The sequence below is a fragment of the Massilia sp. 01N417 genome (assembly GCF_056399645.1).
Map to the genome: position 1 here is coordinate 81,731 of NZ_JBFTRS010000019.1, position 22,634 is coordinate 104,364.

At 67.3% G+C, this 22,634-nt stretch carries 26 protein-coding genes; 12 read left to right on the top strand and 14 right to left on the bottom strand.

Annotated elements, in window-relative coordinates:
* Nucleotide 1: 1 nt before the first annotated feature.
* From sdhD to rnk, 8 genes are all read left to right on the top strand, one after another.
* Nucleotides 2-376 carry a succinate dehydrogenase, hydrophobic membrane anchor protein gene (gene sdhD, locus AC1DOQ_RS19615; protein ID WP_477368014.1) on the top strand — a complete coding sequence of 125 codons (375 nt, stop codon included), beginning with the start codon at nucleotides 2-4 and terminating at the stop codon, nucleotides 374-376.
* A gap of 2 nt (nucleotides 377-378) precedes the next feature.
* Nucleotides 379-2,157 carry a succinate dehydrogenase flavoprotein subunit gene (gene sdhA / locus AC1DOQ_RS19620; protein ID WP_477368017.1) on the top strand — a complete coding sequence of 593 codons (1,779 nt, stop codon included), beginning with the start codon at nucleotides 379-381 and terminating at the stop codon, nucleotides 2,155-2,157.
* Nucleotides 2,158-2,223: 66 nt separating this feature from the next.
* Nucleotides 2,224-2,934 carry a succinate dehydrogenase iron-sulfur subunit gene (locus tag AC1DOQ_RS19625; RefSeq protein WP_477368019.1) on the top strand — a complete coding sequence of 237 codons (711 nt, stop codon included), beginning with the start codon at nucleotides 2,224-2,226 and terminating at the stop codon, nucleotides 2,932-2,934.
* A gap of 185 nt (nucleotides 2,935-3,119) precedes the next feature.
* The gene (locus tag AC1DOQ_RS19630; protein WP_047823985.1) at nucleotides 3,120-3,386 is read left to right on the top strand and encodes an FAD assembly factor SdhE; all 267 of its coding nucleotides are present in this window, start codon (nucleotides 3,120-3,122) and stop codon (nucleotides 3,384-3,386) included.
* Nucleotides 3,387-3,437: 51 nt separating this feature from the next.
* On the top strand, nucleotides 3,438-4,739 hold the full coding sequence (gene gltA, locus AC1DOQ_RS19635; RefSeq protein WP_477368022.1) for a citrate synthase: 1,302 nt from the start codon (nucleotides 3,438-3,440) through the stop codon (nucleotides 4,737-4,739).
* Between the two features lie 94 nt (nucleotides 4,740-4,833).
* On the top strand, nucleotides 4,834-5,370 hold the full coding sequence (locus AC1DOQ_RS19640) for a dihydrofolate reductase family protein (protein ID WP_477368025.1): 537 nt from the start codon (nucleotides 4,834-4,836) through the stop codon (nucleotides 5,368-5,370).
* The gene (locus AC1DOQ_RS19645; protein WP_477368028.1) at nucleotides 5,367-5,945 is read left to right on the top strand and encodes a TetR/AcrR family transcriptional regulator; all 579 of its coding nucleotides are present in this window, start codon (nucleotides 5,367-5,369) and stop codon (nucleotides 5,943-5,945) included. Before AC1DOQ_RS19640 ends, AC1DOQ_RS19645 begins: the two co-directional genes overlap by 4 nt.
* 292 nt (nucleotides 5,946-6,237) lie before the next feature.
* A complete protein-coding gene (gene rnk, locus AC1DOQ_RS19650) occupies nucleotides 6,238-6,645 on the top strand; it encodes a nucleoside diphosphate kinase regulator (protein ID WP_442121940.1) in 408 nt (135 codons plus the stop codon).
* Nucleotides 6,646-6,719: 74 nt separating this feature from the next.
* On the opposite strand, the gene AC1DOQ_RS19655 is transcribed toward rnk, so the two are convergent.
* Both AC1DOQ_RS19655 and AC1DOQ_RS19660 read right to left on the bottom strand, forming a co-directional pair.
* On the bottom strand, nucleotides 6,720-6,971 hold the full coding sequence (locus AC1DOQ_RS19655) for a DUF3297 family protein (protein ID WP_477368031.1): 252 nt from the start codon (nucleotides 6,969-6,971) through the stop codon (nucleotides 6,720-6,722).
* 33 nt (nucleotides 6,972-7,004) lie between these two features.
* On the bottom strand, nucleotides 7,005-7,385 hold the full coding sequence (locus tag AC1DOQ_RS19660; protein WP_477368033.1) for a hypothetical protein: 381 nt from the start codon (nucleotides 7,383-7,385) through the stop codon (nucleotides 7,005-7,007).
* Nucleotides 7,386-7,531: 146 nt separating this feature from the next.
* Between AC1DOQ_RS19660 and AC1DOQ_RS19665 the strand changes: the two genes are divergently transcribed.
* The 3 genes from AC1DOQ_RS19665 to AC1DOQ_RS19675 all read left to right on the top strand — a co-directional run bounded on the left by AC1DOQ_RS19665 (nucleotide 7,532) and on the right by AC1DOQ_RS19675 (nucleotide 11,484).
* Complete coding sequence (locus AC1DOQ_RS19665; protein WP_477368036.1) at nucleotides 7,532-8,560, top strand: proline iminopeptidase-family hydrolase; 1,029 nt, start codon at nucleotides 7,532-7,534, stop codon at nucleotides 8,558-8,560.
* A gap of 11 nt (nucleotides 8,561-8,571) precedes the next feature.
* On the top strand, nucleotides 8,572-9,063 hold the full coding sequence (locus AC1DOQ_RS19670; protein WP_477368039.1) for a nuclear transport factor 2 family protein: 492 nt from the start codon (nucleotides 8,572-8,574) through the stop codon (nucleotides 9,061-9,063).
* Nucleotides 9,064-9,183: 120 nt separating this feature from the next.
* On the top strand, nucleotides 9,184-11,484 hold the full coding sequence (locus AC1DOQ_RS19675) for a putative bifunctional diguanylate cyclase/phosphodiesterase (RefSeq protein WP_477368042.1): 2,301 nt from the start codon (nucleotides 9,184-9,186) through the stop codon (nucleotides 11,482-11,484).
* On the opposite strand, the gene AC1DOQ_RS19680 is transcribed toward AC1DOQ_RS19675, so the two are convergent.
* From AC1DOQ_RS19680 to pyp, 3 genes are read right to left on the bottom strand one after another with little or no spacing between them, the layout of a single operon-like run.
* Nucleotides 11,485-12,405 (bottom strand): MerR family transcriptional regulator, encoded by a 921-nt coding sequence (locus tag AC1DOQ_RS19680; RefSeq protein ID WP_477368045.1) that lies wholly within the window; start codon nucleotides 12,403-12,405, stop codon nucleotides 11,485-11,487.
* Between the two features lie 13 nt (nucleotides 12,406-12,418).
* Nucleotides 12,419-13,651 carry an AMP-binding enzyme gene (locus AC1DOQ_RS19685; RefSeq protein ID WP_477368048.1) on the bottom strand — a complete coding sequence of 411 codons (1,233 nt, stop codon included), beginning with the start codon at nucleotides 13,649-13,651 and terminating at the stop codon, nucleotides 12,419-12,421.
* Between the two features lie 3 nt (nucleotides 13,652-13,654).
* A complete protein-coding gene (gene pyp, locus AC1DOQ_RS19690; protein ID WP_477368051.1) occupies nucleotides 13,655-14,044 on the bottom strand; it encodes a photoactive yellow protein in 390 nt (129 codons plus the stop codon).
* Nucleotides 14,045-14,222: 178 nt separating this feature from the next.
* Between pyp and gluQRS the strand changes: the two genes are divergently transcribed.
* Complete coding sequence (gluQRS, locus tag AC1DOQ_RS19695) at nucleotides 14,223-15,146, top strand: tRNA glutamyl-Q(34) synthetase GluQRS (protein WP_477368055.1); 924 nt, start codon at nucleotides 14,223-14,225, stop codon at nucleotides 15,144-15,146.
* A gap of 12 nt (nucleotides 15,147-15,158) precedes the next feature.
* Here the strand turns inward: gluQRS and AC1DOQ_RS19700 are convergent, their stop codons facing one another.
* The 9 genes from AC1DOQ_RS19700 to AC1DOQ_RS19740 form a co-directional block, all read right to left on the bottom strand.
* Nucleotides 15,159-15,752, bottom strand: a complete 594-nt coding sequence (locus AC1DOQ_RS19700; RefSeq protein WP_477368058.1) for a CHRD domain-containing protein — start codon at nucleotides 15,750-15,752, stop codon at nucleotides 15,159-15,161.
* Between the two features lie 150 nt (nucleotides 15,753-15,902).
* Complete coding sequence (locus tag AC1DOQ_RS19705; RefSeq protein ID WP_477368061.1) at nucleotides 15,903-16,376, bottom strand: DUF421 domain-containing protein; 474 nt, start codon at nucleotides 16,374-16,376, stop codon at nucleotides 15,903-15,905.
* A gap of 84 nt (nucleotides 16,377-16,460) precedes the next feature.
* Nucleotides 16,461-17,141 (bottom strand): GNAT family N-acetyltransferase, encoded by a 681-nt coding sequence (locus AC1DOQ_RS19710; protein ID WP_477368064.1) that lies wholly within the window; start codon nucleotides 17,139-17,141, stop codon nucleotides 16,461-16,463.
* A gap of 10 nt (nucleotides 17,142-17,151) precedes the next feature.
* A complete protein-coding gene (locus AC1DOQ_RS19715; protein WP_477368067.1) occupies nucleotides 17,152-18,906 on the bottom strand; it encodes a ClcB-like voltage-gated chloride channel protein in 1,755 nt (584 codons plus the stop codon).
* Nucleotides 18,893-19,084: an oxidoreductase-like domain-containing protein gene (locus AC1DOQ_RS19720; protein ID WP_477368070.1), complete on the bottom strand. Its 192-nt coding sequence runs from the start codon at nucleotides 19,082-19,084 to the stop codon at nucleotides 18,893-18,895. The genes AC1DOQ_RS19715 and AC1DOQ_RS19720 overlap by 14 nt, the downstream gene beginning before the upstream one ends.
* Nucleotides 19,081-19,476, bottom strand: coding sequence for a BlaI/MecI/CopY family transcriptional regulator (locus AC1DOQ_RS19725; RefSeq protein ID WP_477368073.1), 396 nt, complete (start codon nucleotides 19,474-19,476; stop codon nucleotides 19,081-19,083). The genes AC1DOQ_RS19720 and AC1DOQ_RS19725 overlap by 4 nt, the downstream gene beginning before the upstream one ends.
* A 20-nt stretch (nucleotides 19,477-19,496) precedes the next feature.
* Entirely contained in the window at nucleotides 19,497-19,949 is a 453-nt protein-coding gene (locus AC1DOQ_RS19730) for a hypothetical protein (RefSeq protein ID WP_477368076.1), read from the bottom strand.
* A gap of 97 nt (nucleotides 19,950-20,046) precedes the next feature.
* The gene (locus tag AC1DOQ_RS19735; RefSeq protein ID WP_477368079.1) at nucleotides 20,047-20,721 is read right to left on the bottom strand and encodes a response regulator; all 675 of its coding nucleotides are present in this window, start codon (nucleotides 20,719-20,721) and stop codon (nucleotides 20,047-20,049) included.
* Complete coding sequence (locus tag AC1DOQ_RS19740) at nucleotides 20,718-22,313, bottom strand: ATP-binding protein (protein WP_477368082.1); 1,596 nt, start codon at nucleotides 22,311-22,313, stop codon at nucleotides 20,718-20,720. The genes AC1DOQ_RS19735 and AC1DOQ_RS19740 overlap by 4 nt, the downstream gene beginning before the upstream one ends.
* Nucleotides 22,314-22,634: the final 321 nt, after the last annotated feature.

Here is a 22,634-nt window from a genome sequence, read left to right on the forward strand (position 1 = left end):
CATGCAATCCCATACTAAGAAGAATATCGGACAGCGCCGCCTGGTCGTCGGCGCCCACTACGGCATGCGCGACTGGCTGGCCCAGCGCCTGACCGCGATCCTGATGGCGGTGTTCACCATCGTCCTGCTGGTCTCCTTCCTGACCGGCCAGAATTTCACCTACGAAGGCTGGGCCGGGCTGTTCTCGCGCCAGTGGTTCAAGCTCTTCACCATGGTCACCCTCTTTGGCCTGTTCTACCACGCATGGGTCGGTATCCGTGACATCTGGATGGACTACGTCAAACCGGTCGGCATCCGCCTGACCCTGCAGACCCTCACGGTGTTCTGGCTGCTTGCCTGCGCCGCCTGGACTGTGCAAATTCTCTGGAGCGTTTAATCGTGGCAGCATTTAATTCTTCAATTCCAACCCGCCACTTCGACGTCGTGATCGTCGGCGCCGGCGGCTCCGGCCTGCGCGCCGCCCTGCAACTGTCGGAAGCCGGCCTGAACGTCGCCGTGCTGTCGAAAGTCTTCCCGACCCGTTCGCACACCGTGGCGGCCCAGGGCGGCATCGGTGCTTCGCTGGGCAACATGAGCGAGGACGACTGGTTCTGGCACATGTTCGACACCGTCAAGGGCGGCGACTACCTGGGCGACCAGGATGCGATCGAATTCATGTGCCGCGAAGCGCCGAAGGTCGTGTACGAACTGGAACACTTCGGCATGCCGTTCGACCGCAACCCGGACGGCACCATCTACCAGCGTCCGTTCGGCGGCCACACCGCCAACTTTGGCGAGAAGCCGGTGCAGCGCGCCTGCGCGGCCGCCGACCGCACCGGCCACGCGCTGCTGCACACCCTGTACCAGCGTAACGTCCGTTCGCGCACCCACTTCTTCGTCGAGTGGCAGGCGATGGACCTGGTCCGCAACGCCGACGGCGACGTGCTGGGCGTGGTGGCGCTGGAAATGGAAACCGGCGATGTCATGATGCTGCAGGCGAAGACCACCGTGTTCGCCACCGGCGGCGCCGGCCGTATCTTCGCGGCGTCGACCAACGCCTTCATCAATACCGGCGACGGCCTGGGCATGGCGGCACGCGCCGGCCTGCCGCTGCAGGACATGGAGTTCTGGCAGTTCCACCCGACCGGCGTGGCCGGCGCGGGCGTGCTGATCACCGAGGGCGTGCGCGGCGAGGGCGGCATCCTGATCAACTCGAACGGCGAACGCTTCATGGAGCGCTACGCGCCGACCCTGAAGGACCTGGCGCCGCGCGACTTCGTCTCGCGCTCGATGGACCAGGAGATCAAGGAAGGCCGCGGCGTCGGCCCGAACAAGGACCACGTGCTGCTGGACCTGCGCCACATCGGCGCGGACACCATTCGCAAGCGCCTGCCGTCGATCCTGGAAATCGGCCACAAGTTCGCCAACGTCGATGCGACCAAGGAACCGATCCCGGTCGTGCCGACCATCCACTACCAGATGGGCGGCATCCCGACCAACATCCACGGCCAGGTGGTTACCCCTGACGGCACCGGCGGCCAGAAGATCGTCAACGGCCTGTACGCCATCGGCGAATGCGCCTGCGTCTCGGTGCACGGCGCGAATCGCCTTGGTACGAATTCGCTGCTCGACCTGGTGGTGTTCGGCCGCGCGGCCGGCAACCACATCGTCGCCCAGAACCTGAAGGCGCAGGGCAACCGCGCGCTGCCGAAGGATGCCGCCGACTACGCGCTGGACCGCCTGAACCGCCTCGAGAACTCGACCGGCGGCGAGAAGGTGCAGGACGTCGCCAACGCCATCCGCGCCACCATGCAGAAGTTCTGCGGCGTGTTCCGCACCCAGGCGCTGATGGACGAAGGCGTGAAGGAAATCATGAAGCTGGACGAGCGCCGCAAGCACATCTCGTTCAAGGACAAGTCGAAGGTGTTCAACACCGCCCGTATCGAAGCGATGGAGCTGGACAACCTGATCGAAGTGGCGAAGGCGACCATGGTCTCGGCAGCGGCCCGCAAGGAATCGCGCGGCGCCCACGCCCACAGCGACTACGAGCACCGCGACGACGAAAACTGGATGAAGCACACCCTGTTCTTCTCGGAAGGCAACCGCCTCGAGTACAAGCCGGTGATCCAGAAGCCGCTGACGGTCGACACCTTCAAACCGAAGCCACGTACGTTCTAAGCGCTTCGTCGAAAAATAATTTTTGCGGACAGGGGCTTTGCCCCGTCCCCACCCGATAGGTAAAACATGGCACGCACAGTCCAACTCAAGATCTACCGCTACGATCCGGACAAGGATACGAAGCCCTACATGCAAGACATCACCGTCGAGCTGAAAGACACCGACAAGATGCTGCTCGACGCACTGCAGCGCATCAAGGCCGACGTCGACGACTCGCTGGCCCTGCGCCGCTCCTGCCGTGAAGGCGTGTGCGGTTCGGACGCGATGAACATCAACGGCAAGAACGGCCTGGCCTGCACCACCAACCTGAACGAACTGACCCAGCCGATCGTGCTGCGTCCGCTGCCGGGCCTGCCGGTCGTGCGCGACCTGATCGTCGACATGACCAACTTCTTCAAGCAGTACCACTCGATCAAGCCGTTCCTTATCAACGACTCGATCCCGCCGGAGAAAGAGCGCCTGCAGTCGCCGGAAGAGCGTGAAGAGCTGGACGGCGTGTACGAGTGCATCCTGTGCGCCTGCTGCTCGACCTCCTGCCCGTCGTTCTGGTGGAACCCGGACAAGTTCGTCGGCCCGGCCGGCCTGCTGCAGGCCTACCGCTTCATCGCCGACTCGCGCGACGAAGCGACCAACGAGCGCCTGGACAACCTGGAAGACCCGTACCGCCTGTTCCGCTGCCACTCGATCATGAACTGCACGGACGTCTGCCCGAAGGGTCTGAACCCGAACAAGGCGATCGGCAAGATCAAGGAATTGCTGGTCCGCCGCGCGATCTAAGCTGCGATTTGCTGTGGTTGGCGTGGGCACGGTGTGCCCACCCTGCCGGTATCTCGTCGGCGGTTGCATCGTAGGGTGGGCAGATCGGGCCCACGCGCGAACACCCGTCATAAATATAGTAAAACTACCGTACTGCCGCGAAACGGCAGCCGGAGTATAGTGTTGACCGAACAACGGACTCTAGTGTGAAAACGCATCAATCCGACCCCGCCAACCGAGCGCGCCTGCGCTGGCGCGCCCGCCGGGGCCTGCTCGAAAACGACCTGATCCTCACGCGCTTCCTCGATGCGCACGAAGAGGAATTGACGGACGAAGAGGTCGATGCGCTGACCCGCTTGCTGGACCTGGCGGACAATCCGCTGATGGACCTGCTGTTGGGACGCGCCGAGCCCGAGGGCGAGGTCGACCTGCCGCATGTACGTGCTTTGGTGGCGCGGTTGCGGCAAGCGTAACGAAACCTGGTTTCGTTTTTTTGTATACCACCTCCCACAGAAGGAAGTGCCATGAACATCTCTGATACCAAAGCCACCCTGTCGTTCTCGGATGGCAGCCCGTCGGTAGACATGCCGATCTACAAAGGCACCATCGGCCCGGACGTCATCGACATCCGCAAGCTGTATGGCCAGACCGGCAAGTTCACCTACGACCCGGGCTTCATGTCGACCGCCGCCTGCCAGTCGGCCATCACCTACATCGACGGTGACAAGGGCGAGCTGCTGTACCGCGGCTACCCGATCGAGCAGTTGGCCGTCAATTGCGACTTCCTGGAAACCTGCTTCCTGCTGCTGAACGGCGAACTGCCGAACGCCGAGCAGAAAGAGAAGTTCACCGAAACCGTGACCAAGCACACCATGGTCCACGAGCAGATGAACTTCTTCTTCCGCGGCTTCCGCCGCGATGCGCACCCGATGTCGGTGCTGGTGGGTACCGTCGGTGCACTGGCGTCGTTCTACCACGACTCGCTGGACATCAACGATCCGGAGCAGCGCGAGATCTCGGCAATCCGCCTGATCGCCAAGCTGCCGACCCTGGTCGCCATGGCATACAAGTACTCGATCGGCCAGCCGTTCATGTACCCGCGCAACGACCTGTCGTACAGCGCGAACTTCATGCACATGATGTTCGCCAACCCGTGCGAAGAGTACAAGGTCAACGACGTGCTGGTGCGCGCCCTGGACCGCATCCTGATCCTGCACGCAGACCACGAGCAGAACGCTTCGACCTCGACCGTCCGTCTGGCCGGTTCGTCGGGCGCCAACCCGTTCGCCTGTATCGCGGCCGGCATCGCCTGCCTGTGGGGCCCGGCGCACGGCGGCGCCAACGAAGCCGCCCTGAACATGCTGAAGGAAATCGGCAGCGTCGAAAACATCCCGGCCTTCATCGAGAAGGTCAAGGACAAGAACTCGGGCGTCAAGCTGATGGGCTTCGGTCACCGCGTGTACAAGAACTTCGACCCGCGCGCCAAGCTGATGCGTGAAACCTGCCACGAAGTGCTGAACGAACTGGGCCTGCAGGACGACCCGCTGTTCAAGCTGGCCATGGAACTGGAAAAGATCGCCCTGAACGACGAATACTTCGTGTCGCGCAAGCTGTACCCGAACGTCGACTTCTACTCGGGCATCGTGCAGTCGGCCCTGGGCATCCCGGTCTCGCTGTTCACCGGTATCTTCGCGATGGCCCGTACCATCGGCTGGATCGCCCAGTGGAACGAGATGATCGCCGACCCGGAACAGAAGATCGGCCGTCCGCGCCAGCTGTTCGTCGGTTCGACCGTCCGCGACGTGCCGACCATCGACAAGCGTTAATCCCGTTTCGTCGTGATCAGAAAGCGAGCCTGCGGGCTCGCTTTTTTTCGTCCTGCGATTAAAATATACGGTGTATAAATAAAGCGGAGGAGACATGATCACAGGACACGTATTCATCGCCACCAGCCTCGACGGCTACATCGCCCGTCCCGACGGCGACATCGGCTGGCTGCTGCAGCGCGACGATCCGCGGGAGGACCACGGCTACAAGGCCTTCATCGCCGACAAGGACGCCGTCGTGATGGGCCGCGGCACCTATGAAAAAGTGCTGGAATTCGGCGAGTGGCACTACGATCGCCCGGTGGTGGTGCTGTCGAAGCAACTAAATGGCACCCCGGTGGCCGAGCGCCTGCAGGGCAAGGTGCGTTTCACGGACCTGCCGCCGCGCGAGGCAATGCAAGAGCTGGAGCGCCAGGGCGCGCGCAAGGTCTATGTGGATGGCGGCCAGGTGGTGCAAGCCTTCCTGCGCGAAGGACTGGTCGCGGACATGGTCGTCACCACCGTGCCGGTACTGATCGGCGCCGGCCGTCCGCTGTTCGGCGCGCTCCCGCGGGACAAGGACCTGGCCCTCGTCGCCAGCCGCAGTTTTCCTTCCGGCCTGGTGCAGTCGACCTGGCGCGTGCTCGCATGACCCGTCCGCGCGGCCGCCCCACGCGCGGGCAGGGCGTCACGCTCGACGCCATCCTGGCCGCCGCCCTGGTCCTGCTGGAACAGGACGGCGGGCGGGGGCTGAGCATGCGTGCCCTCGCTGGGCAGATGAATCTGACGCCGATGAGCCTCTACCACCACGTCGACGACCGCGCCGGCCTGCTGCGGCTGCTCGCCGACAAGGTCTATTGCGGTGTGCTGGACGAGGCCGGCAGCCCGGCGGACGCCCTGGCCGCCATCCGCGGGCTGCTGGTCCGCTACCACGACGCCGTCGGCAGGCATCCCCAGCTGACCCTGGCGATCTTTGCCGAGCCGGCCGCGCTGGCCGGGGCGGCCCAGCGGATCACCGGGCGCCTGGAGGCGCTGCTGGAAGCCCTGGGCCCGGAACATATCCTGTGGCGCGACATCCTGGTCGACCATGCCCACGGCAGCGGCCTGGCGGTCGGTGCTTTTCTCGCCGATCCGCAGCAATCGGCAGCCCTGCGCGAGCAGTACCGGCGCGCCCTGGATGCCTTGCTGGCGCAGTTCGCCGGCGCCGCATCCGCACCCGCCGCCTGAAGGTCGCAACAATCGCCCAACACGGCTATACTGGTACCACTAACATCGTTCGTCACCGCCAATGTCTCACCCCGCCGTTCATGCCTGCTATCAACGTGCGCCCCTGCACGAGGGAGTACGGCTGCTGCACGCGCGGTTTTTCCCGCGAGATCTCGCCCGGCCCTCCTGGGCTCGGTAGGACCCGACCGCCCGCGCGGCCGTCCTTCCGAGCCTGTTCCAACGACACACCCGGCCGCCGCCGCCAGGCGCTGGCCAACCCGTCTTGCTGGTCTATTTTTTACAGGAGTTGAACATGAGACCGAACATCACTGTATCCACCCTCGACATGGCGCGCCTGGAAGCGCTGTTCGACGACATGCCCGTCATTCCCGGCGATCGCGAGTACAACCTGCTCGACGAGCTGGGCCGGGCGGACGTCGTCGATCCGGACGAGGTGCCGTCCAATGTGGTGACGATGAATTCGACGGTGCGCTTCGCGGTCGACCATCCGCCCCAGGAATTCTGCATGACCCTGGTCTACCCGAAGGACGTGGCGTTCGGCAGCGACCGCCTGTCCGTGATGTCGCCGATCGGCAGCGCACTGCTCGGCCTGGCGGTGGGCGATACGATCGAGTGGGCGCGCCCGGGCGGCGAACTGTTCAAGCTGACCGCGCTGGAACTGCTGTACCAGCCGGAACGCTCGGGCGAACTGCATCGCTGAGCCGGCCCGTGCCGCAAACGAAAACGGCCGCCGGATGGTTCCGGCGGCCGTTGCATTTGTGAAATGACAGGGGATTAGTCAGCGTAGTACGGCTCGACCGTGCCCTTCAGCTTGATCAGCATCGGACGGCCCTTGCGGTCCACGACCTTGCCGGCGGCGACCTTGATCCAGCCTTCGCTGATGCAGTATTCCTCGACGTCGGTGCGGTCCTTGCCGTTGAAACGGATGCCGACCGGGTGCTTGAAGACTTCCGCATCGTGGTGCGGGCTCTTCGGGTCGATGGACAGGCGGTCGGGCAGGGGAGGGAGTTGGGTAGTATCGTTCATGGTTCGACATTATCCACGATTCCCGATCCCGCCTCAATTACACTTGCCGCGCGCCACGGCGGCGGCCCAGAAGGGCAGGGCGAAGATACCGCCGGCGCCGACGTTGAAGGCGCCGAAAGGCGTCTTGACCACCGTGCTGGCCGGCTGGAATTTCAGCGCGTCCGGTCCCAGGCAGCCTGGCTTTTCGGCTTCCGAGAAGCCCTTTTCGAACTTCCGGTAGGCATCGCCGCTGAGCGCTTTTCCCTGTTCCCGCTTCGGACTGCCCTTGCTCTCGGCCAGGGTCTCGCGCACCGCATTGCTGATCACCTCGTCGCTCAGGCGCAGGCTCAGCGGAGGCGGCGGTTTCGCATCATCCTTGCGCGCTTCGAGTTCCTGCGCCTGCGCCGAGGCCAGGCTCAGGCCGCACGCCGTCATCCACGTCCATGTCCACGCTCTCATCGCTCGCCGATAAAGTTGCTGGTCAACCAACTCTACACGAGTTCCCGAACAACAGCGTTTCTTGCACATTTGGTTACATTTCCAACGTACAATGTACCGACAATGTAAACGACGAGGTCCCGATGAAACGCTTCCTTGCCCTGATGGCCGCGGTGCTGATCGCCCTGCCGGCAGGCGCCGCATCCAGCGCGGCCGGCAATTATTTCGACAACACCGGCCGCAGCGACGTGCTGTCCGGCGGCGTGCGCATGATCCCGATCACCACGCCGAAAGGCACGTTCAAGGTCTGGACAAAGCGGGTCGGCAACAACCCGACCATCAAGGTGCTGTTGCTGCACGGCGGCCCCGGCATGACCCACGAATACCTCGAAGCCTTCGACAGCTATTTCCCCGGCGCGAGCATCGAGTACTACTACTATGACCAGCTCGGCTCCAGCTACAGCGACCAGCCCGACGATCCCTCCCTGGTCGAGCTGCCGCGCTATGTGGAAGAGGTCGAGCAGGTGCGCAAGGCCCTGGGCCTGGACAACAAGAACTTCTACCTGCTGGGCCACTCCTGGGGCGGCCTGCTGGCGGCCGAGTACGCCCTGAAGTATGGCCGCAACCTGAAAGGCCTGGTCATCTCGAACATGATGATGAGCATCCCGGCGTACAACAAATACGCCGACACGGCGCTGATGCCGGCAATGGACCAGAAGGCCCTGGCCGAGATCAAGCGCCTGGAAGCCGAGGGCAAGTACGAGGATCCGCGCTACATGGAACTGCTGCTGCCGAACCACTATGTGAAGCACGTGCTGCGCATGCCCTACGAGCAGTGGCCGGAGCCGGTGACGCGCTCGATCGGGCACATGAATCCGAAGATCTACGTGCCGATGCAGGGGCCGAGCGAACTGGGCGCCCACAACGCCAAGCTCGAACACTGGGACCGCGTCGCCGACCTGCCGAAGATCGCGGTGCCGACCCTGGTGATCGCCGGCCGCCACGACACCATGGACCCGGCCCACATGAAGATGGTGTCGCAGAAGGTGCAGCATGGCCGCCTGCTGATGTGCGAGAACGGCAGCCACATGTCGATGTACGACGACCAGAAGACCTATTTCAAGGGCCTCATCAAATTCCTGCGCGACGTCGACGGCGGCCGCTTCCAATGAAAGGATTCACCATGAAATCGCTGCTCCTCGCCTGCTGCCTGTTTTTCGCCGGAATCGCCCAGGCGGCGAATGCCGACCCCGCGCTGGCAAAGCAGGTGAACGCCTTCGTCGACGCCTGGCACGACGACGCGGCCCATGCCCGCATGGCTTATTTCGACAAGATGGCGCCGGACGGCGTCTACATCGGCACCGACCGCAGCGAGCTGTGGCAGCGCGACGCCTTCAAGGCCTGGGCCCGCAAATACTTCGAGGGCAAGAACTCGGCCTGGACCTTCAAGGCCAGCCGCCGCAACGTCTACGCCGCCGAAGACGGCAAGCTGATCTGGTTCGACGAACTGCTCGACACCGCGAATATGGGCCACTGCATGGCCAGCGGCGTGATCCGCAACACCGCCAAGGGCTTCGAGATCCTGCACTACCAGCTGTCGATCGCGGTGCCGAACGAGATCGCCGGGCAGGTGACCTCGCTGGTCGAGAAAGCCGAAGCGGCGCCCGCCAAGTAAGCATTCAATTCCTTAAAGATATTGTTTCGTCCCCCGCGCACAACAGGCTGTCGCGCAAATGCTGACAGCCGACCAGCACTCACATAGAATGTTGCTTTGCAACAATGGGCCGTCGGCTTAATGGGAACCTACTACGACATCGCACACTGGCGCTCCAGGGTTTTCGAATCCCTGCTGTCGTATGTCGTCCTGCTCGGTACGCTGGCTGCGGTGCCCAGCATCGGCCTGTCCGTCAGCGAAGGGCTGTGGTCCGTCGCCCTGATGGACAGCGTGGCGCTGGCCTGGGTGGCCACGCTGTGGCGCCTGCCGCGCCTGAACTACACCGTCCGGGTCCTGAACTTCCTCGCGATCCTGTACATGATCGGCATCGGCCTGATGCTCACCATCGGCCCGGTCAGCCAGATCTTCCTGATGGCGCTGCCCGTGCTGGGCGTGGTCCTGCTGGGCATGCGGCCGGCGCTCGGCGCGCTCTGCTTCTGCGGCGCCTCCATCTTCTTCCTCGGCCTCGGCGGCTACGCAAGGCTCTACGTGACCGGCATGGAAGAGCATGCGCTGCTGCCCTGCCTGATCGTCACCCTGAACTACCTGTTCGTCGGCGCCCTGATCACCCTGACCTGCGGCGGCCTGCTGCAGCGCCTCGACAGCTCGATGGAAGAGCTGAGCCGGACTGCCGACTCGCTCGAGGAAGGCCACACCCGGCTGCACGAGCTGAATGCCGAGCTGCGCCTGACCTCGGCCGCGGTGGCGCGCCTGAACGACATGGTGCTGATCGCGAAGGTGGATCCCCGCGAAGGCGCGGAGCAGCCGATCATCTTCGCCAACGATGCCTTCGTGCGCCGCACCGGCTACTCGCGCGAGGAGATCGTCGGACGCAGCATGCGCGTGCTGCACGGCCCCGAGACCGACGACCATGAAGTCCGGCGCATCGTCGACGCCATGGCGCGCGGCGAAGCGGTGACTTCCGAGCTGGTGAACTACGCCAGGAACGGCGAAAAATACTGGGTCGAGATGGAGCTGGTGCCCTTCGCCGGCGAAGGCGGCCGCAATACCCACTGGGTGGTGGTCGGACGCGACATCACCGACCGCAAGAACGCCGCCGATGCCATCCACCGGCTGGCCTTCTACGACGTGCTCACCGGCCTGCCCAACCGGCGCCTGCTGATCGAGCGCCTCGACGCCATGGTCGTGCGCGCCCACACCGGCGGCGGGCTGGGCGCGGTGCTGTTCATCGACCTCGACAACTTCAAGACCATCAACGATGCGCGCGGCCATGCGATCGGCGACGTCATGCTCAAGCATGCGGCCCAGCGCGTGGCGGCGGTGCTGCGCCAGGGCGATACCGTGGCGCGCCTGGGCGGCGACGAATTCGTGGTCCTGCTCGAGAACCTGGGCCGCGACGTGCAGCGCGCCACCGGCGCCGCGCAGTCGGTGGCCGAGAAGATCCGCGCCGCCCTCGCCGAGGACGTCGAGATCGGCGGCCAGCTCTATCACGCTTCGGCCAGCATCGGCGTCGCGCTGCCGCTGCGCGACGGCAGGACTGGACAGGACCTGCTGCGCGAAGCCGATACCGCGATGTACCGCGCCAAGGTGGCCGGCCGCAACGGCGTGACCCTGTTCGAATCCAGCATGCTGACCGAGGCCGAGCGCAAGCTGACCCTCGAGCGCGACCTCGCCGCCGCGATGGAGAACGGCGAACTGGCGATGCACATGCAGCTGCAGATCGATCACGAGCGCACGCCGGTCGGCGCCGAGCTGCTGATGCGCTGGCGCCGCGCCGACGGCACCATGGTCGCCCCGGACGTCTTCATCCCGGCCGCCGAATCGAGCGGCCTGATCCTGCCGCTCGGCCAGTGGGCACTGCGCCAGGCCTGCCTGTCCTGGCTGCGCCTGGACCGCGCCGGCCTCGCGGTGCCGCTGTCGGTGAACGTCAGTCCGCTGCAGTTCCGCCAGCCCGACTTCGTCGACCAGGTGTGCGCGGTGCTGGTCGAGACCGGGGCCCCGGCGTCCCAGCTGATCTTCGAGGTCACCGAAGGCCTGCTGGTCAACGACCTGAACGAGACCATCGGCCGCATGCACGAGCTGGCGCGCATGGGCATCCGCTTCTCGATCGACGATTTCGGCACCGGCTATTCGAGCCTGGCCTACCTGAAGAAGATGCCGCTGTACGAACTGAAGATCGACAAGAGCTTCATCCGCGATACCCCGGGCGATGCCAACGGCACCGCGATCGTGCAGTCGATCCTGGCGATGGCCGACCACCTCGGCCTGCGCGTGGTGGCGGAGGGCGTCGAGACCCAGCAGCAGGCCAGCTTCCTGGCAGCCAACCGCCAGCCGGCCATGCAGGGCTTCCTCATTTCGCGGCCGGTACCGCTGGACGATTTCATCGCCCAGCTGCAGGGCTGGGAAGCGCAGGCCGCCTGATCAGGCCTTGAGGCCGGCCAGGGCCTGGCGGCCGCTGTCCAGGGTCGGCAGCAGGCGCACGCCGGCGACTTCCTCCAGCCTTTCCACGCCGGCGCCGCCGGCCCACAATTCCACCCCATCGGGCAGGGCCTGGCGCAGCTGCAGCAGCACCGGCGCCACCTGGCGGCGCGGATAGGAGGCCGAGAACGACAGCGCGACCACGCCCACGCCATAGGCCGCGGCGGCGCGCGCGATGTCCAGCAGCGGGGTCTCGGTGCCCAGCGAGATGCAGCTTGCGCCCTCCAGCGCGAACATGGTTTCCGCCATCATGAGGCCAAGGCCGTGGGCTTCGCCGGGGACGGTGGTGAGGAGGATGCGCGCACCGTGGCGCGCGCCGGGCAGGTCGGCCAGCGCCTGGCGCAGCAGCCGCTCCGCCGACTCGGTATAGAAATGTTCGTCGAAGACGTCGAAGCTGCCGTCTTCCCAGCAGGCGCCGACGGCCTGCGTGAGCGGCGCCATGGTCTGCTCGACGAAGCGTTCGAGTCCCTGGCGCGCCAGCGACTGCCGCAGCGCGTGGCGGAAGGCGGCCGGGTCGCGCGCGGCGATCAACTCCAGCAGGCGCAGGTTGGCGCCGTCCAGCGCATCGTCGGCCAGCGCGGCGTGCTCCGGCGCGGCCAGGGCGGCGAGTTCAGGGTGCGCCATCGCGGCCAGCGCGCCGGGGCGGTGGCCCTGGTCCATCAGGCGCTTCATCAGGCGCAGGCGCTCGACCTGGTCGGCCGGGTAGCAGCGTTCGCCGTTCGCATCCCGCTCCGGCTGCGGAAAGCCGTAGCGGCGCTCCCAGACCCGCAGCACGTCCTTGGACAGCCGGGTCTCGCGCTCGACGGCGGCGATGCTCAAACCGGCCGATGCGGGAGCGGTGGGTGAGGTGGTCGATATCGTCATGTCGGCGTTCATTCTAGCCGTTCGTGGGGCCGATGCTCCAGTCGGCCGGCTTGTCGAGTGCGCCGCGCGGGATGCGCTCGCCCAGCGTGATCGCTTTCGGGCGCTCCGGCGCCGCCAGCCTGGTGTCGATCCAGGCCCGCAGCTCCTGCGTGAAACGCTCGCCGGCGCCGGCGCGCGGGACGATGAAGGCCTTCAGGCGCATGCCCTCGTCGGGACGCATCAGGCGCACCGCCGCGTCTTCCACCAGCGGATGTTCGAGCAGCACCTGGCGCACCCGCTCCGGGAATACATTGGTGCCGCCCACCTGGACCGCGGCGTCGCGGCGCGCACCCACGGTGAACAGGTCGGGCGCCTGCCAGACCAGGCTGTCCTGCGGGCGCAGCAGCGCGGTGCGGCCGTCGGGGCAGCTGCGCAGCAGGGCGTCGACGCCGTCCGGCGCGCGGTCCAGGTAGGGCATCAGGCGGTAGGGTTCGCGGTGCGAGGGGCGCCATCCCAGGCCGCCGGTCTCGGAGGCGCCATACACCTGCACCAGCCTCAGTCCCGCCGCCTCGGCGCGTTCGGCCACCGCGTCGGGGCAGGGCGCGGTCGAGCTGGCGCCGTCGACGTCGTCCGGAAATGCCGCGCCGGCGCCGAGCGCATCCTGCCAGACATGCGGATGGCCGATCACCAGGTCGCCGGGCAGGACGTGGCGCGCGAGCTGGGAAGGCAGGCGCGCACGCACGCTCAGCACCTGGTCCGGTGCGAGGCCGAGGTGGCGCGGCAGCAGGACGCCGAACAGGAAGCCGTAGATGTGATGGCAGGGCACGGCCAGCAGCAGGCGCCGGCGGCGCGGGAACAGCGCGGCCAGCGCCGCCGCTTCCTGTTCCAGCAGGACCAGTTCGTGGCTGCAGCGCTTCGGCTCGCCGCTGCTGCCCGAGGTGCGGAAAGTGAGTTCCTCGCTCCAGTGCTGCAGGGCGGCGGTGGCGATGTCGAGCCAGCCGTCCAGGGTGCGGCGCGCCAGCAGGTAATCCTCGACTCCGCTGCGCTGCATCTGCAGGGCTTCGGCCAGCGCGCCGGCCAGCTGCAGCAGCTCCAGCGAATCGACGCCGAGGTCCTGGTCCAGCGACAGCGCGCCGCTCCAGCCATCGGGGAGGATCCGCTCGTGGCGCAGCGCCGTCAGCTCGGCGGCCACCAGGTCGGCGACGAAACGCAGCAGCGCGCCGCGGTCGGCCCACCATGGGGCGAGGTCGAGGGCAGGTTCGTGCATCGCTTACAGGCGCTTGACGAAGATCCAGAAGGTGCCGTCGCTGATGGCCTTCTTCATGTGGATCTTCACCTTGGTCGGCGTCATCTTGTAGTCGAACACGTATTCGAACATCGTGTTCAGGTTATTCGCGCGCACGCCGGCGTCGAACACGCCCTTGAAGCGGGCCGTGTTGGTGCAGGGGGCGACGTCGCGGAAGAAGTTGGTGCCGATCACGGCGCTGGCCTGGCGGCCCGTGATCATGGCTTCCGCCTGGTTGTAGCGCAGGACCTTGCCCTGCGCATCGAGCTGGATGGCGCCGAAGGCCAGTTCGTCGATCTGCTGGCCGGACAGGCGGGACAGGGTGTTATCGATGTCGTCCTTGCCGAAGGCGACGACGTTCAGGGTAGACAGCATATGCTCCTCGATTGTTCTCGGTTGATGGTTTGTCCAGGACAAACCGTGATTGTATATTGCTTTTTAGAAATTTCAACCAGTATTGCAAAATTTTGTCCTGGACAAGGATATCATGCTGCCGGCGCGGCCCGGCGCCACGGCGCGGCCTGTGCTAAGGTTGCGCTTTTCTCCATCGCGCATGATCCCTCCGAGCCCCTACATCGGCCGTTTCGCCCCATCTCCCACCGGCCCCCTGCACGCCGGTTCGCTGGTGGCGGCCCTGGCCAGTTACCTGGACGCGCGCGCCAACGGCGGCGCCTGGCTGATCCGCATCGAGGATATCGACGAGGGCCGCGCCGTGCCCGGCGCCGCCGAGACCATCCTCGCGCAGCTCGACTGGCTGGGCATGCATTCGGACGGCGAGATCGTCTGGCAGAGCCGGCGCAAGGACTTGTACCAGGCCGCGCGCGAACGCATCGCCGATTACGTGTACGGCTGCGGCTGCAACCGCAGGGAGATCGCCGATTCGCGCCTGGGCGTGGGACCGGACGGCAGCGCCATCTATCCCGGCACCTGCCGCCATGGCCTGGCGCCGGGCCGCGAAGCGCGCAGCCTGCGCCTGCGGGTGCCGGAACCGGGCGAGGACCTGATCGGCTTCCAGGACCGCTTCGCCGGCTGGCAGGAGCAGCGGCTGGCGCTGGAATCGGGGGATTTCGTGCTCAAGCGTGCCGACGGCTACTGGGCCTATCAGCTGGCCGTGGTGGTGGACGATGCGGAGCAGGGCGTGACCGACGTCGTGCGCGGCGCCGACCTGCTCGACTCGACCCCACGCCAGATCTACCTGCAGCGCCTGCTCGGCGTGCCGACGCCGCGCTACCTGCATGTGCCGGTGGTGCGCAACGCCAACGGCGAGAAGCTGTCCAAGCAGACCGGTGCGCTGGCCGTCCTGCCCGGTAACGAAGAGGCCGCCGTCGCGGCCCTGCAACAAGCCGCCGGCTTCCTCGGCCTGCGTTTGACGGCGCCGATCGCTTCACAGTCCACTTCCCTGGCCGCGTTCTGGCAAGAGGCGGTCCCGGCCTGGGCCAAGCTGCTTGCCGAACGCGGCGCTTTGCTTACCGGCTAGCCGAACCGCCGGCTAGCGCTGCCAGCTGCTCTCCCAACGCCGCCTGCGGCCCATCCACATCAGGCCGGCCAGGCCGCCCGCCAGCATCGCCCACTCGGCCGGTTCCGGCACCGGTGCGGCCACCACGAAGCCACGGATCTCGCCATCCGGATGCGAGGTCGTATGGATGTTGACGTAGGCTTCGTTGGCATTGATGCCGTTCACCAAGGCCGTTGCGGCGCCGGACACCGTGCCGCCGTTCGCCGCCAGGAAGGCCGGGTCATAGGTCGCGGCGTCGTACAGCGAGAAGGTCTTCGTGTAGCTGCCGTCCTTGACCGCGGTCGGGAAGTCGGTGAACGGCAGGGCCACCGGCGAGGTGCCGGTGAAGGCGCTGGTGGTGCAGCAGTGGATGTGGGCCTCGGTCGAGTCGCCGGCCAGGCCGCTGAACGGTACGTCGACCGACAGCTTGGTGCCGGAGAACTCGAGCGTCACCATGCTGGTGCCCGGTGACGCGTTGGGCGGGTTCTCGGCCGGGCCGCTGGCGGTCGCCTTGTAGGTCTGGGCGAAAGCCGGGGTGGCCAGCCCCGCTGTCGCTGCCAGTGCTAGAACAGACAGAACGTGTTTCATGGATACCTCCTGTTGAGCAGAGTCTCTGCAACGCACCCCGTCCTGGGATGCGCTCAAAAACTTAGCACCGGAGCCAGGCCCTGAGCCGCACCGTACGGCTGAGATAGTGCCCATGATCGACTGAGTTCTGGAAACCTTGGCATCAAGAGATCATTGGCCGGTTTGCTTGCGCTTCATGATGCTGATGCTGCCGTCCGATTCCAGGAAGGCGCATTGCATTTCATGGCGGGCGCAGTCGGCCGAGCGCAGTGCCTGCTCGATATCGATCTCGCCGATGCGGTTGCGGTGCAGGACCTTGTCGAAGAAGACCCCGTCGCGCCCGAGCAGCACCACGTCGCCCTCGACCAGCGCTTCGACCTTGCGGCTGCGCGCCGACAGCAGCCCGATGCTGCCGTTGAGGACGATCAGGGTGGTGGCGATGATCAGGCCGCCGCTGACGGAATTGTCGCCGCCGGACAGGCCGTTCGACACCGCTTCCGACAGCAGCATCACCACCAGTAAATCGAAGGGCGTGAACTGGCCGATGGTGCGGCGGCCGGACAGGCGCACCATGACCAGCAGGGCCAGGTAGACCAACGCCCCGCGCACGATAAATTCCCACCAAGGAAGATCCATATCGAACATGACAGCCTCCCAGTGAATGACCACGGATGGGAGGATTGTAAGGACGAGTGCGCCGTTTGATTGTTCGCCAGGGAACGTAGCGGATCAGCAGGCCGGCGTCACCACCCGCACCACCGTCTCGCAATAATCGCGAAAGCCCATGCGCAGGTACAGCCCGTGCGCCGCCTCGTTGGCCCGCATCACGTGCAGGAAGGGCGTCTCGCCGCGCAGCAGCTGGCGCCGGATCAGCTTCAGCATCAGGCGGCGCGCGTAGCCGCGGCCCTGGGCATCGGGATGCGTGCAGACGCCGCTGATCTCGCGCAGCCCGGGCGCGGCCATGCGTTCGCCGGCCATCGCGATCAGCTTGCCGCCGTCGACATGGCCGAAGTACTCGCCCAGCTCGATGGTGCGCGGGCCGAAGGGGCCGGGGCGGGTGAGCCGGGCCAGGGCCAGCGCCTGTTCCGCATGCTCCTTCCCGAGCCGGATGGCATCGGGCGCTTCGTCGCGCTCCGGCGTGACGCCGTCCCAGACCATGCGGTACATGGTCGACTCGGCCTCGATGCGCCAGCCCGCGGGCGCCGGGCCGGACCAGGCGTCGCAGTAGAATTGTTCGCCGGCTTCGCAGAAGGGCGCCAGCGCCGCGAAGTCCGGCTGCCGCGGGTCGGGAAAGCCGACGATCGGCGAGAACCCGGGGGCATAGCGCCTGGCCGTGCCGGTGCCGGCCGACAGGTGGGCGTGCATGCCGCTCAGGGTGTGCCAGAAGATGTTGTCGAGCAGGTGGTCCATGCCGGGCATTCTACGCCTCGATGCGGGCGTGCAGCAGGCTGCGGTTCAGGCGCACGTAGGCATCCAGCAGATCGGTCTTGTGGACGGTGCCGAGCAGTTCCGGATCGCCTGGCGCGCGCACGATCGGCAGGCGTTCGCCGTGGTGGCGCATGAACTGGCGCAAGGCTTCGTCCAGGCCCATGCCGGCGTCCAGCAGCGGCAGCGCATCCTGGCGCGCCATCGTGCTGCAGGGCTGGCTCGCCAGCAGCGGGTCCTGGAAGCGCGGCGCGATCTCGTGCAGGGCCACCGTGCCGCGGTAGCGCCCGGCGCCGTCGACCAGGTAGACGTACTTGACGTTGTGCTGGCCGAACAGTTCGGCGGCGGCGGACAGCGGCGCGGTGTCGGGCAGCACCGTCTCGGCGGGGCGGATCAGTTCCGCGATGCGCATCGTGCGCAGCCGTTCGCGCTCCTCGGCCTCGGCCAGGCGCTGGGCCGTGATCTCGTACATCGAGGCGCCCCCCAGCGCGCGCGCCACCGCGTAGGCGACCACGCAGGCCAGCATCAGCGGCAGCATGAGCTGGTAGCTGAGGGTCATCTCGAAGATCATCAGGATCGCCATCAGCGGCGCGCTGGCGGCCGCCGCCAGGGTCGCGCCCATCCCGACCGCGACATAGGCGGCGGGCAGCGCGGCGGCGCCGGGCCACAGGGCCTGCAGCGCCAGCGCGAACAGGTAGCCGACCGTGGCGCCGACGAACAGGGTCGGGGTGAAGATGCCGCCGACGGCGCCGGAGCCGCAGGTCAGGCAGGTGGCCAGCACCTTGCAGACCAGTACCAGCAGCACGCCCTGCCAGAGCCAGGGCTGGTGCAGCAGCGAGTTCACCACGCTGTAGCCGTTGCCCCAGACTTGCGGCACCCACAGCGAGATCGCGCCGACCCCGAGGCCGCCGAGCGCGAGCCGCAGCGGCAGCGGCAGCCTGGATGCCTGGAACAGGCGGCGGGTGCGCTGCAGGGCGCCGAGGAAGCCCGGCGCCACCAGGCCGGCGAGCACGCCCAGCACCACGAAGGCGAGCATCTCGGTACCGGCGATCGGTGCGAAGGCCGGCATCTCGTAGGTCGGGTGGTAGCCGGGCAGGTGGCGCATGGTGATGTTCGAGACCACCGCCGCCACCATGATCGGGCCCAGGCTTTCCATCGCGATCGCGCCGAGCACGATTTCGGTGACGAAGAAGGCGCTGGCGATCGGCGCGTTATAGGCCGCGGCAATGCCGGCCGCGGCGCCGCAGGCCACCAGCAGGCGCAGGCGCATCGTGTTCAGGCGCAGCGCGCGCCCGCTCAGCGACGCCGACAGCGCCGCCAGCTGGATCATCGAGCCTTCGCGGCCGATCGAACCGCCGGAGGCGATCGACAGCAGCGAGGACAGGCCGTTGACGAGGGTGAGGCGGACCGGTACCCGGCCGTCGCCGATCGCCACGATCTCCATGTAGTCCGGGCGGCGCTGCGAGGGGATACGGCGGCCGAGGGCGAGCAGGGAGCCGGCCAGCAGGCCGCCCGCGCAGGGCAGCAGCAGGCGGGTATGCCAGGGCAGGGAAGCGGCGATCTCGACGAAGGAACCGGAGCGGCCGTAGAGCAGCTCCTGCATCAGGACCAGGCCTTCGCGGAAGGCGACCGTGGCCAGCGCGCCGACGAAACCGACCAGGGCCGCCAGCAGGAGCAGGGCATTCTTGCCGAGCAGCTCGCGCAGCCGGCCGCCGAGGCGCTCGCCCCTGCCGGCGTCAGGCGCCTGCACCGGCTTGCCCGGGATGGCGCTCTTCCCACGCCTTCAAGGCCCGCTCGTAGTTCTCGAGCGCGATCTGGTACATGTCGAACACGCAGTTGACGCAGCCGGTGCCGCAGCAATCCTCGAGCTCGGGCTCTTTCGGCGGCAGCGGACGCGGATCCGTTTCGGGCGAGGGAGCGGTGCTCACGATTCCTTCCCGCCGTTGAGGATCTGCTGGATCTCTTCGCGCTCCTTCTTGCTGACGTGGCCGCGCAGGGCGGCCAGCACCAGTGCCTTGCCGGAGCCGGAAAAGGCTTTGGTTATCAATTCGTTGACCAGGCTGGTCTGCAGGGTGTCCTGCGGCTGGGCCGGCGAATACACGTGGGCGCGCTGGCTTTCGTCGCGCAGCAGCAGGCCCTTGGCATGCATCAGCTGCAGCAGGCGCAGCACCGTGGCGGCAGTCATGTCCGGACGGTCGGTGGCCACCGCCTCGTGCACCTGCCTGGCCGTGGACGGGCCGGTTTGCCACAGGATGCGCAGCAGTTCCAGTTCGGACGGTGTCGGTTTGGGTGGGGCGGGATGCGACATGCGTTGAAGCATACCCGCTCCAGCCGTGAAAGTCACTCGGTGAGCTGGTATTCGCGCAGCGCGAACCTCATCCTGCCGTCCTGCTTCACGCAGACGCCGGTCATGGTTTCGCCCGGGCGCAGGGTGAAGCTGAGGCGGGTGCCCGGCTGCTTCGCGGCGCAGTCGGCGTGGGCGCTGTCCGGTACCGGCGGCAGCTTCGGCGGCGGCGGCGGCGATGGTGGCGCGGGAACGTCGGGCGGCGCCGGCACGGCCGGGATCGCGGGCATGGCCGGCACGGCGGACGCGTAGGCGCTCGCATCGCCGGGGACGGGCGGGGCGGGAGGCGCCGGCGGAGCGGGCGGGCGCGGCGGTTTCGGCGGCTTGGGCGGCGGAGGACAGTTGGCGCCCTTGGCGTCGCAGTTGACGTAGACATGGACGTCGGCCAGGCCGGCGCCGGCGGCGCCCGAGAGCAGGGCGAATGTCAGGATGGCGGCGGTATGTTTCATCTTCTTCTCCTCAGGCTGGAACCCGTCCGGGACGGCGGGCCATGTGTGCATGATGCAGCCGGAATGTGGAGAAAAAATGAAGACGATTATAAGAGCGCTATAAATCGAAGCGGTAGCCGAGCCCGTAGATCGCATGGATGGCTTCCACGCCCGGCAGCGCCGCGTCCAGCTTGCGCCGCAGGTTCTTGACGTGGCTGTCGATGGCGCGGTCGGCCACATCGAGGCTGGCATTGCCCTCGCGCGCGGCGTCGAGCAGCTGGGCGCGCGAAAACACCTGGCCGGGCCGCCGCGCCAGCGCCGCCAGGATGCCGTACTCCGTGGGTGTCAGCTCCAGCGGCCGGCCATGGATGCGGATGCGGCGCGCGGCCGTGTCGACCTCGATCGCCGGCGCCGCGGGCACGCAGGCCGGGCCGGCGCGGCGCAGGATCGCCTTGATGCGGGCCATCAGCTCGCGCGGGCTGAAGGGTTTGCACAGGTAGTCGTCGGCACCGAGTTCGAGGCCCAGCAGGCGATCGATTTCCTCGACGCGCGCGGTCACCATCACGACCGGCACGGCGGAGAAGGCGCGCACTTCGCGGCACACCGACAGGCCGTCGAGGCCGGGCAGCATCAGGTCGAGCACCACCAGCGCAGGCGGCTGGCGCCGGATCGCCTCCAGGGCCAGGGCGCCGTCGCCGAACACGGTGGGCCGGTAGCCGGCGGCCAGCGCGTAGTCGGCCACCAGCGCGGCCAGTTCGGGTTCGTCCTCGACGATGAAGATGTCGGCGCTCATGGATGCTCGCTCAGGGAAATCGTGACGGTGGCGCGCAGGCCGCCGAGTGGAGAATGGGCGAAGGACAGCTGCGCGCCCTGGGCTTCCAGCAGGCGGCGGCACAGGGCCAGGCCGAGGCCGGCGCCGCCGTGCGCCCGGCTGCGCGAAGCGTCGACGCGGTAGAAGCGCTGCGCCAGGCGATCGAGGGCATCGTCCGGCACGCCGGGCGCGCTGTCGTCCAGGTGCAGGCGCAGCAGCGCGCCGGCGCTTTCCGCGCTGAGCGCCACGCGGCCGCCGGCGGCCGTGTAGCGCAGGCTGTTCTCGAACAGGTTGTCGAACACCTGGCGCAGGCGGTCCGGATCGGCCATAGCCTCGGCCCGCGGCGGCGCCGAACCCAGTTCGAGCGCCAGGCCGGCGGCCTGCAGCCGCGCTTCGAAGCTGTGGGCCTGGGCGCAGGCCAGCTGCCAGGCGTCGAGGCGTTCGGGCTTGACGTCGAGGGCGCCAACGTCGGCGCGCGCGAGCGCATACAGCTCGTCGATCAGCTTGTTCAGGGCCAGCACCTGGCGCAGCATGGCGTCGACGGTTGCCGGGGTGGCGCTGCGAACGCCGTCCTGGATCGCCTCGAGCTGGGCGCGCAGCACGGCCAGCGGGGTGCGCAGCTCGTGCGAGGTATCGGCCACCCACTGGCGGCGCGCGCTTTCGGCGCGGTCCAGCCGCTCGGCCAGGGTATTGAAGTGGCGCGCCAGGTCACCCAGTTCGTCGCTGCGGCCTGCCGGCAGGCGGACGTCGAAGCGGCCCTCGGCCAGCATGCCGGCGCCGCCCGCCAGTTCGCGGATCGGGCCGCGGAAGTGGCGCGCCAGCAGGGTCGCCGCCAGCGCAGAGAGGGCGATCGCGAAGCCGACGATCCACCACAGGCTGGCGCTCAGCTGCTGCAGGAAGGCGAGCGCCATGGCGTCGCTCGGACGCGGACTGCGCGCCACGCCCAGGTAGCCCACCGTGCGGCCGTTCACCTCGAGCGGGCGGCGCGCCAGCGGAATCGCATCCGGCACGCGCCCGGCCAGATAACCGCCGTCGGCGTCGAGCAGGGTGATGCGCTCGGGCAGCGCGGCATCCACCGCGGCATCCGCGGCGAGGGCGGGGCCGACGCGCGGGGCGGACAGGGGCGGCATCGGCGCCGGTGCCGCCGGCGGCGAGGGTGGGGCGGGCGGTGCCGGCGGCGCGGGTGGGGAGAGTAGGGAAGTCGGCGCCGGCCGCGCAGCCTTGGTCGCTGCTGCGGCCGGCACGGCTGGTATTGCCGGAGCAGGCGGTGCGGCCGGCGGCGCCAGGGCTGCGGCTTCGCGCTCGCGCTGCAGTCGTTCCAGCTCGCGCGCGATCCACTGGCGCCGGCCATCCTGCGCGGGCAGGAAGCGCCAGTCGCCATGGCCGCGGTACTGGCGCGCGAGCGCGCCGGACAGCTCGTCGAGGCGATCGAGTTCGATCCCGACGGCGTAATCGCCAAAGCCCGCCAGCACGTTCTGGCGCAGCAGATAGACGGCACCCGCCGCCACCGCGAGGATCGCGAGCAGGACGGAAGCGAACAGGCGATGGCCGATCGAGATTTTCAAGGCGTTCAAAAAGGTTGGCGACAGGGCATTCTAAGGCAAGCGCCGACCAAGGTTAAGGTAAGCGCCACCCCGGGTCATTCCCGCGAAAGCGGGAACGACGAATCACGGATTCGATTGACGGCAAACCACCTGCTCATTAGCATCGATGAGCCGCTACCTGGTGAAGATTGATGCGGCACAGGCCGCGCGCCATTGAAGCCGGGCCTGCCTGCGCACGCGTGACAAAGCACGCATTTTCGGGCAGTGGAATTTGTTACTGTGCCAGTCGTTCAATTTGACCATGTGGGGGAATGATGAAGCGGATCGTTGGCTTGCTCTTGATGATGTTCC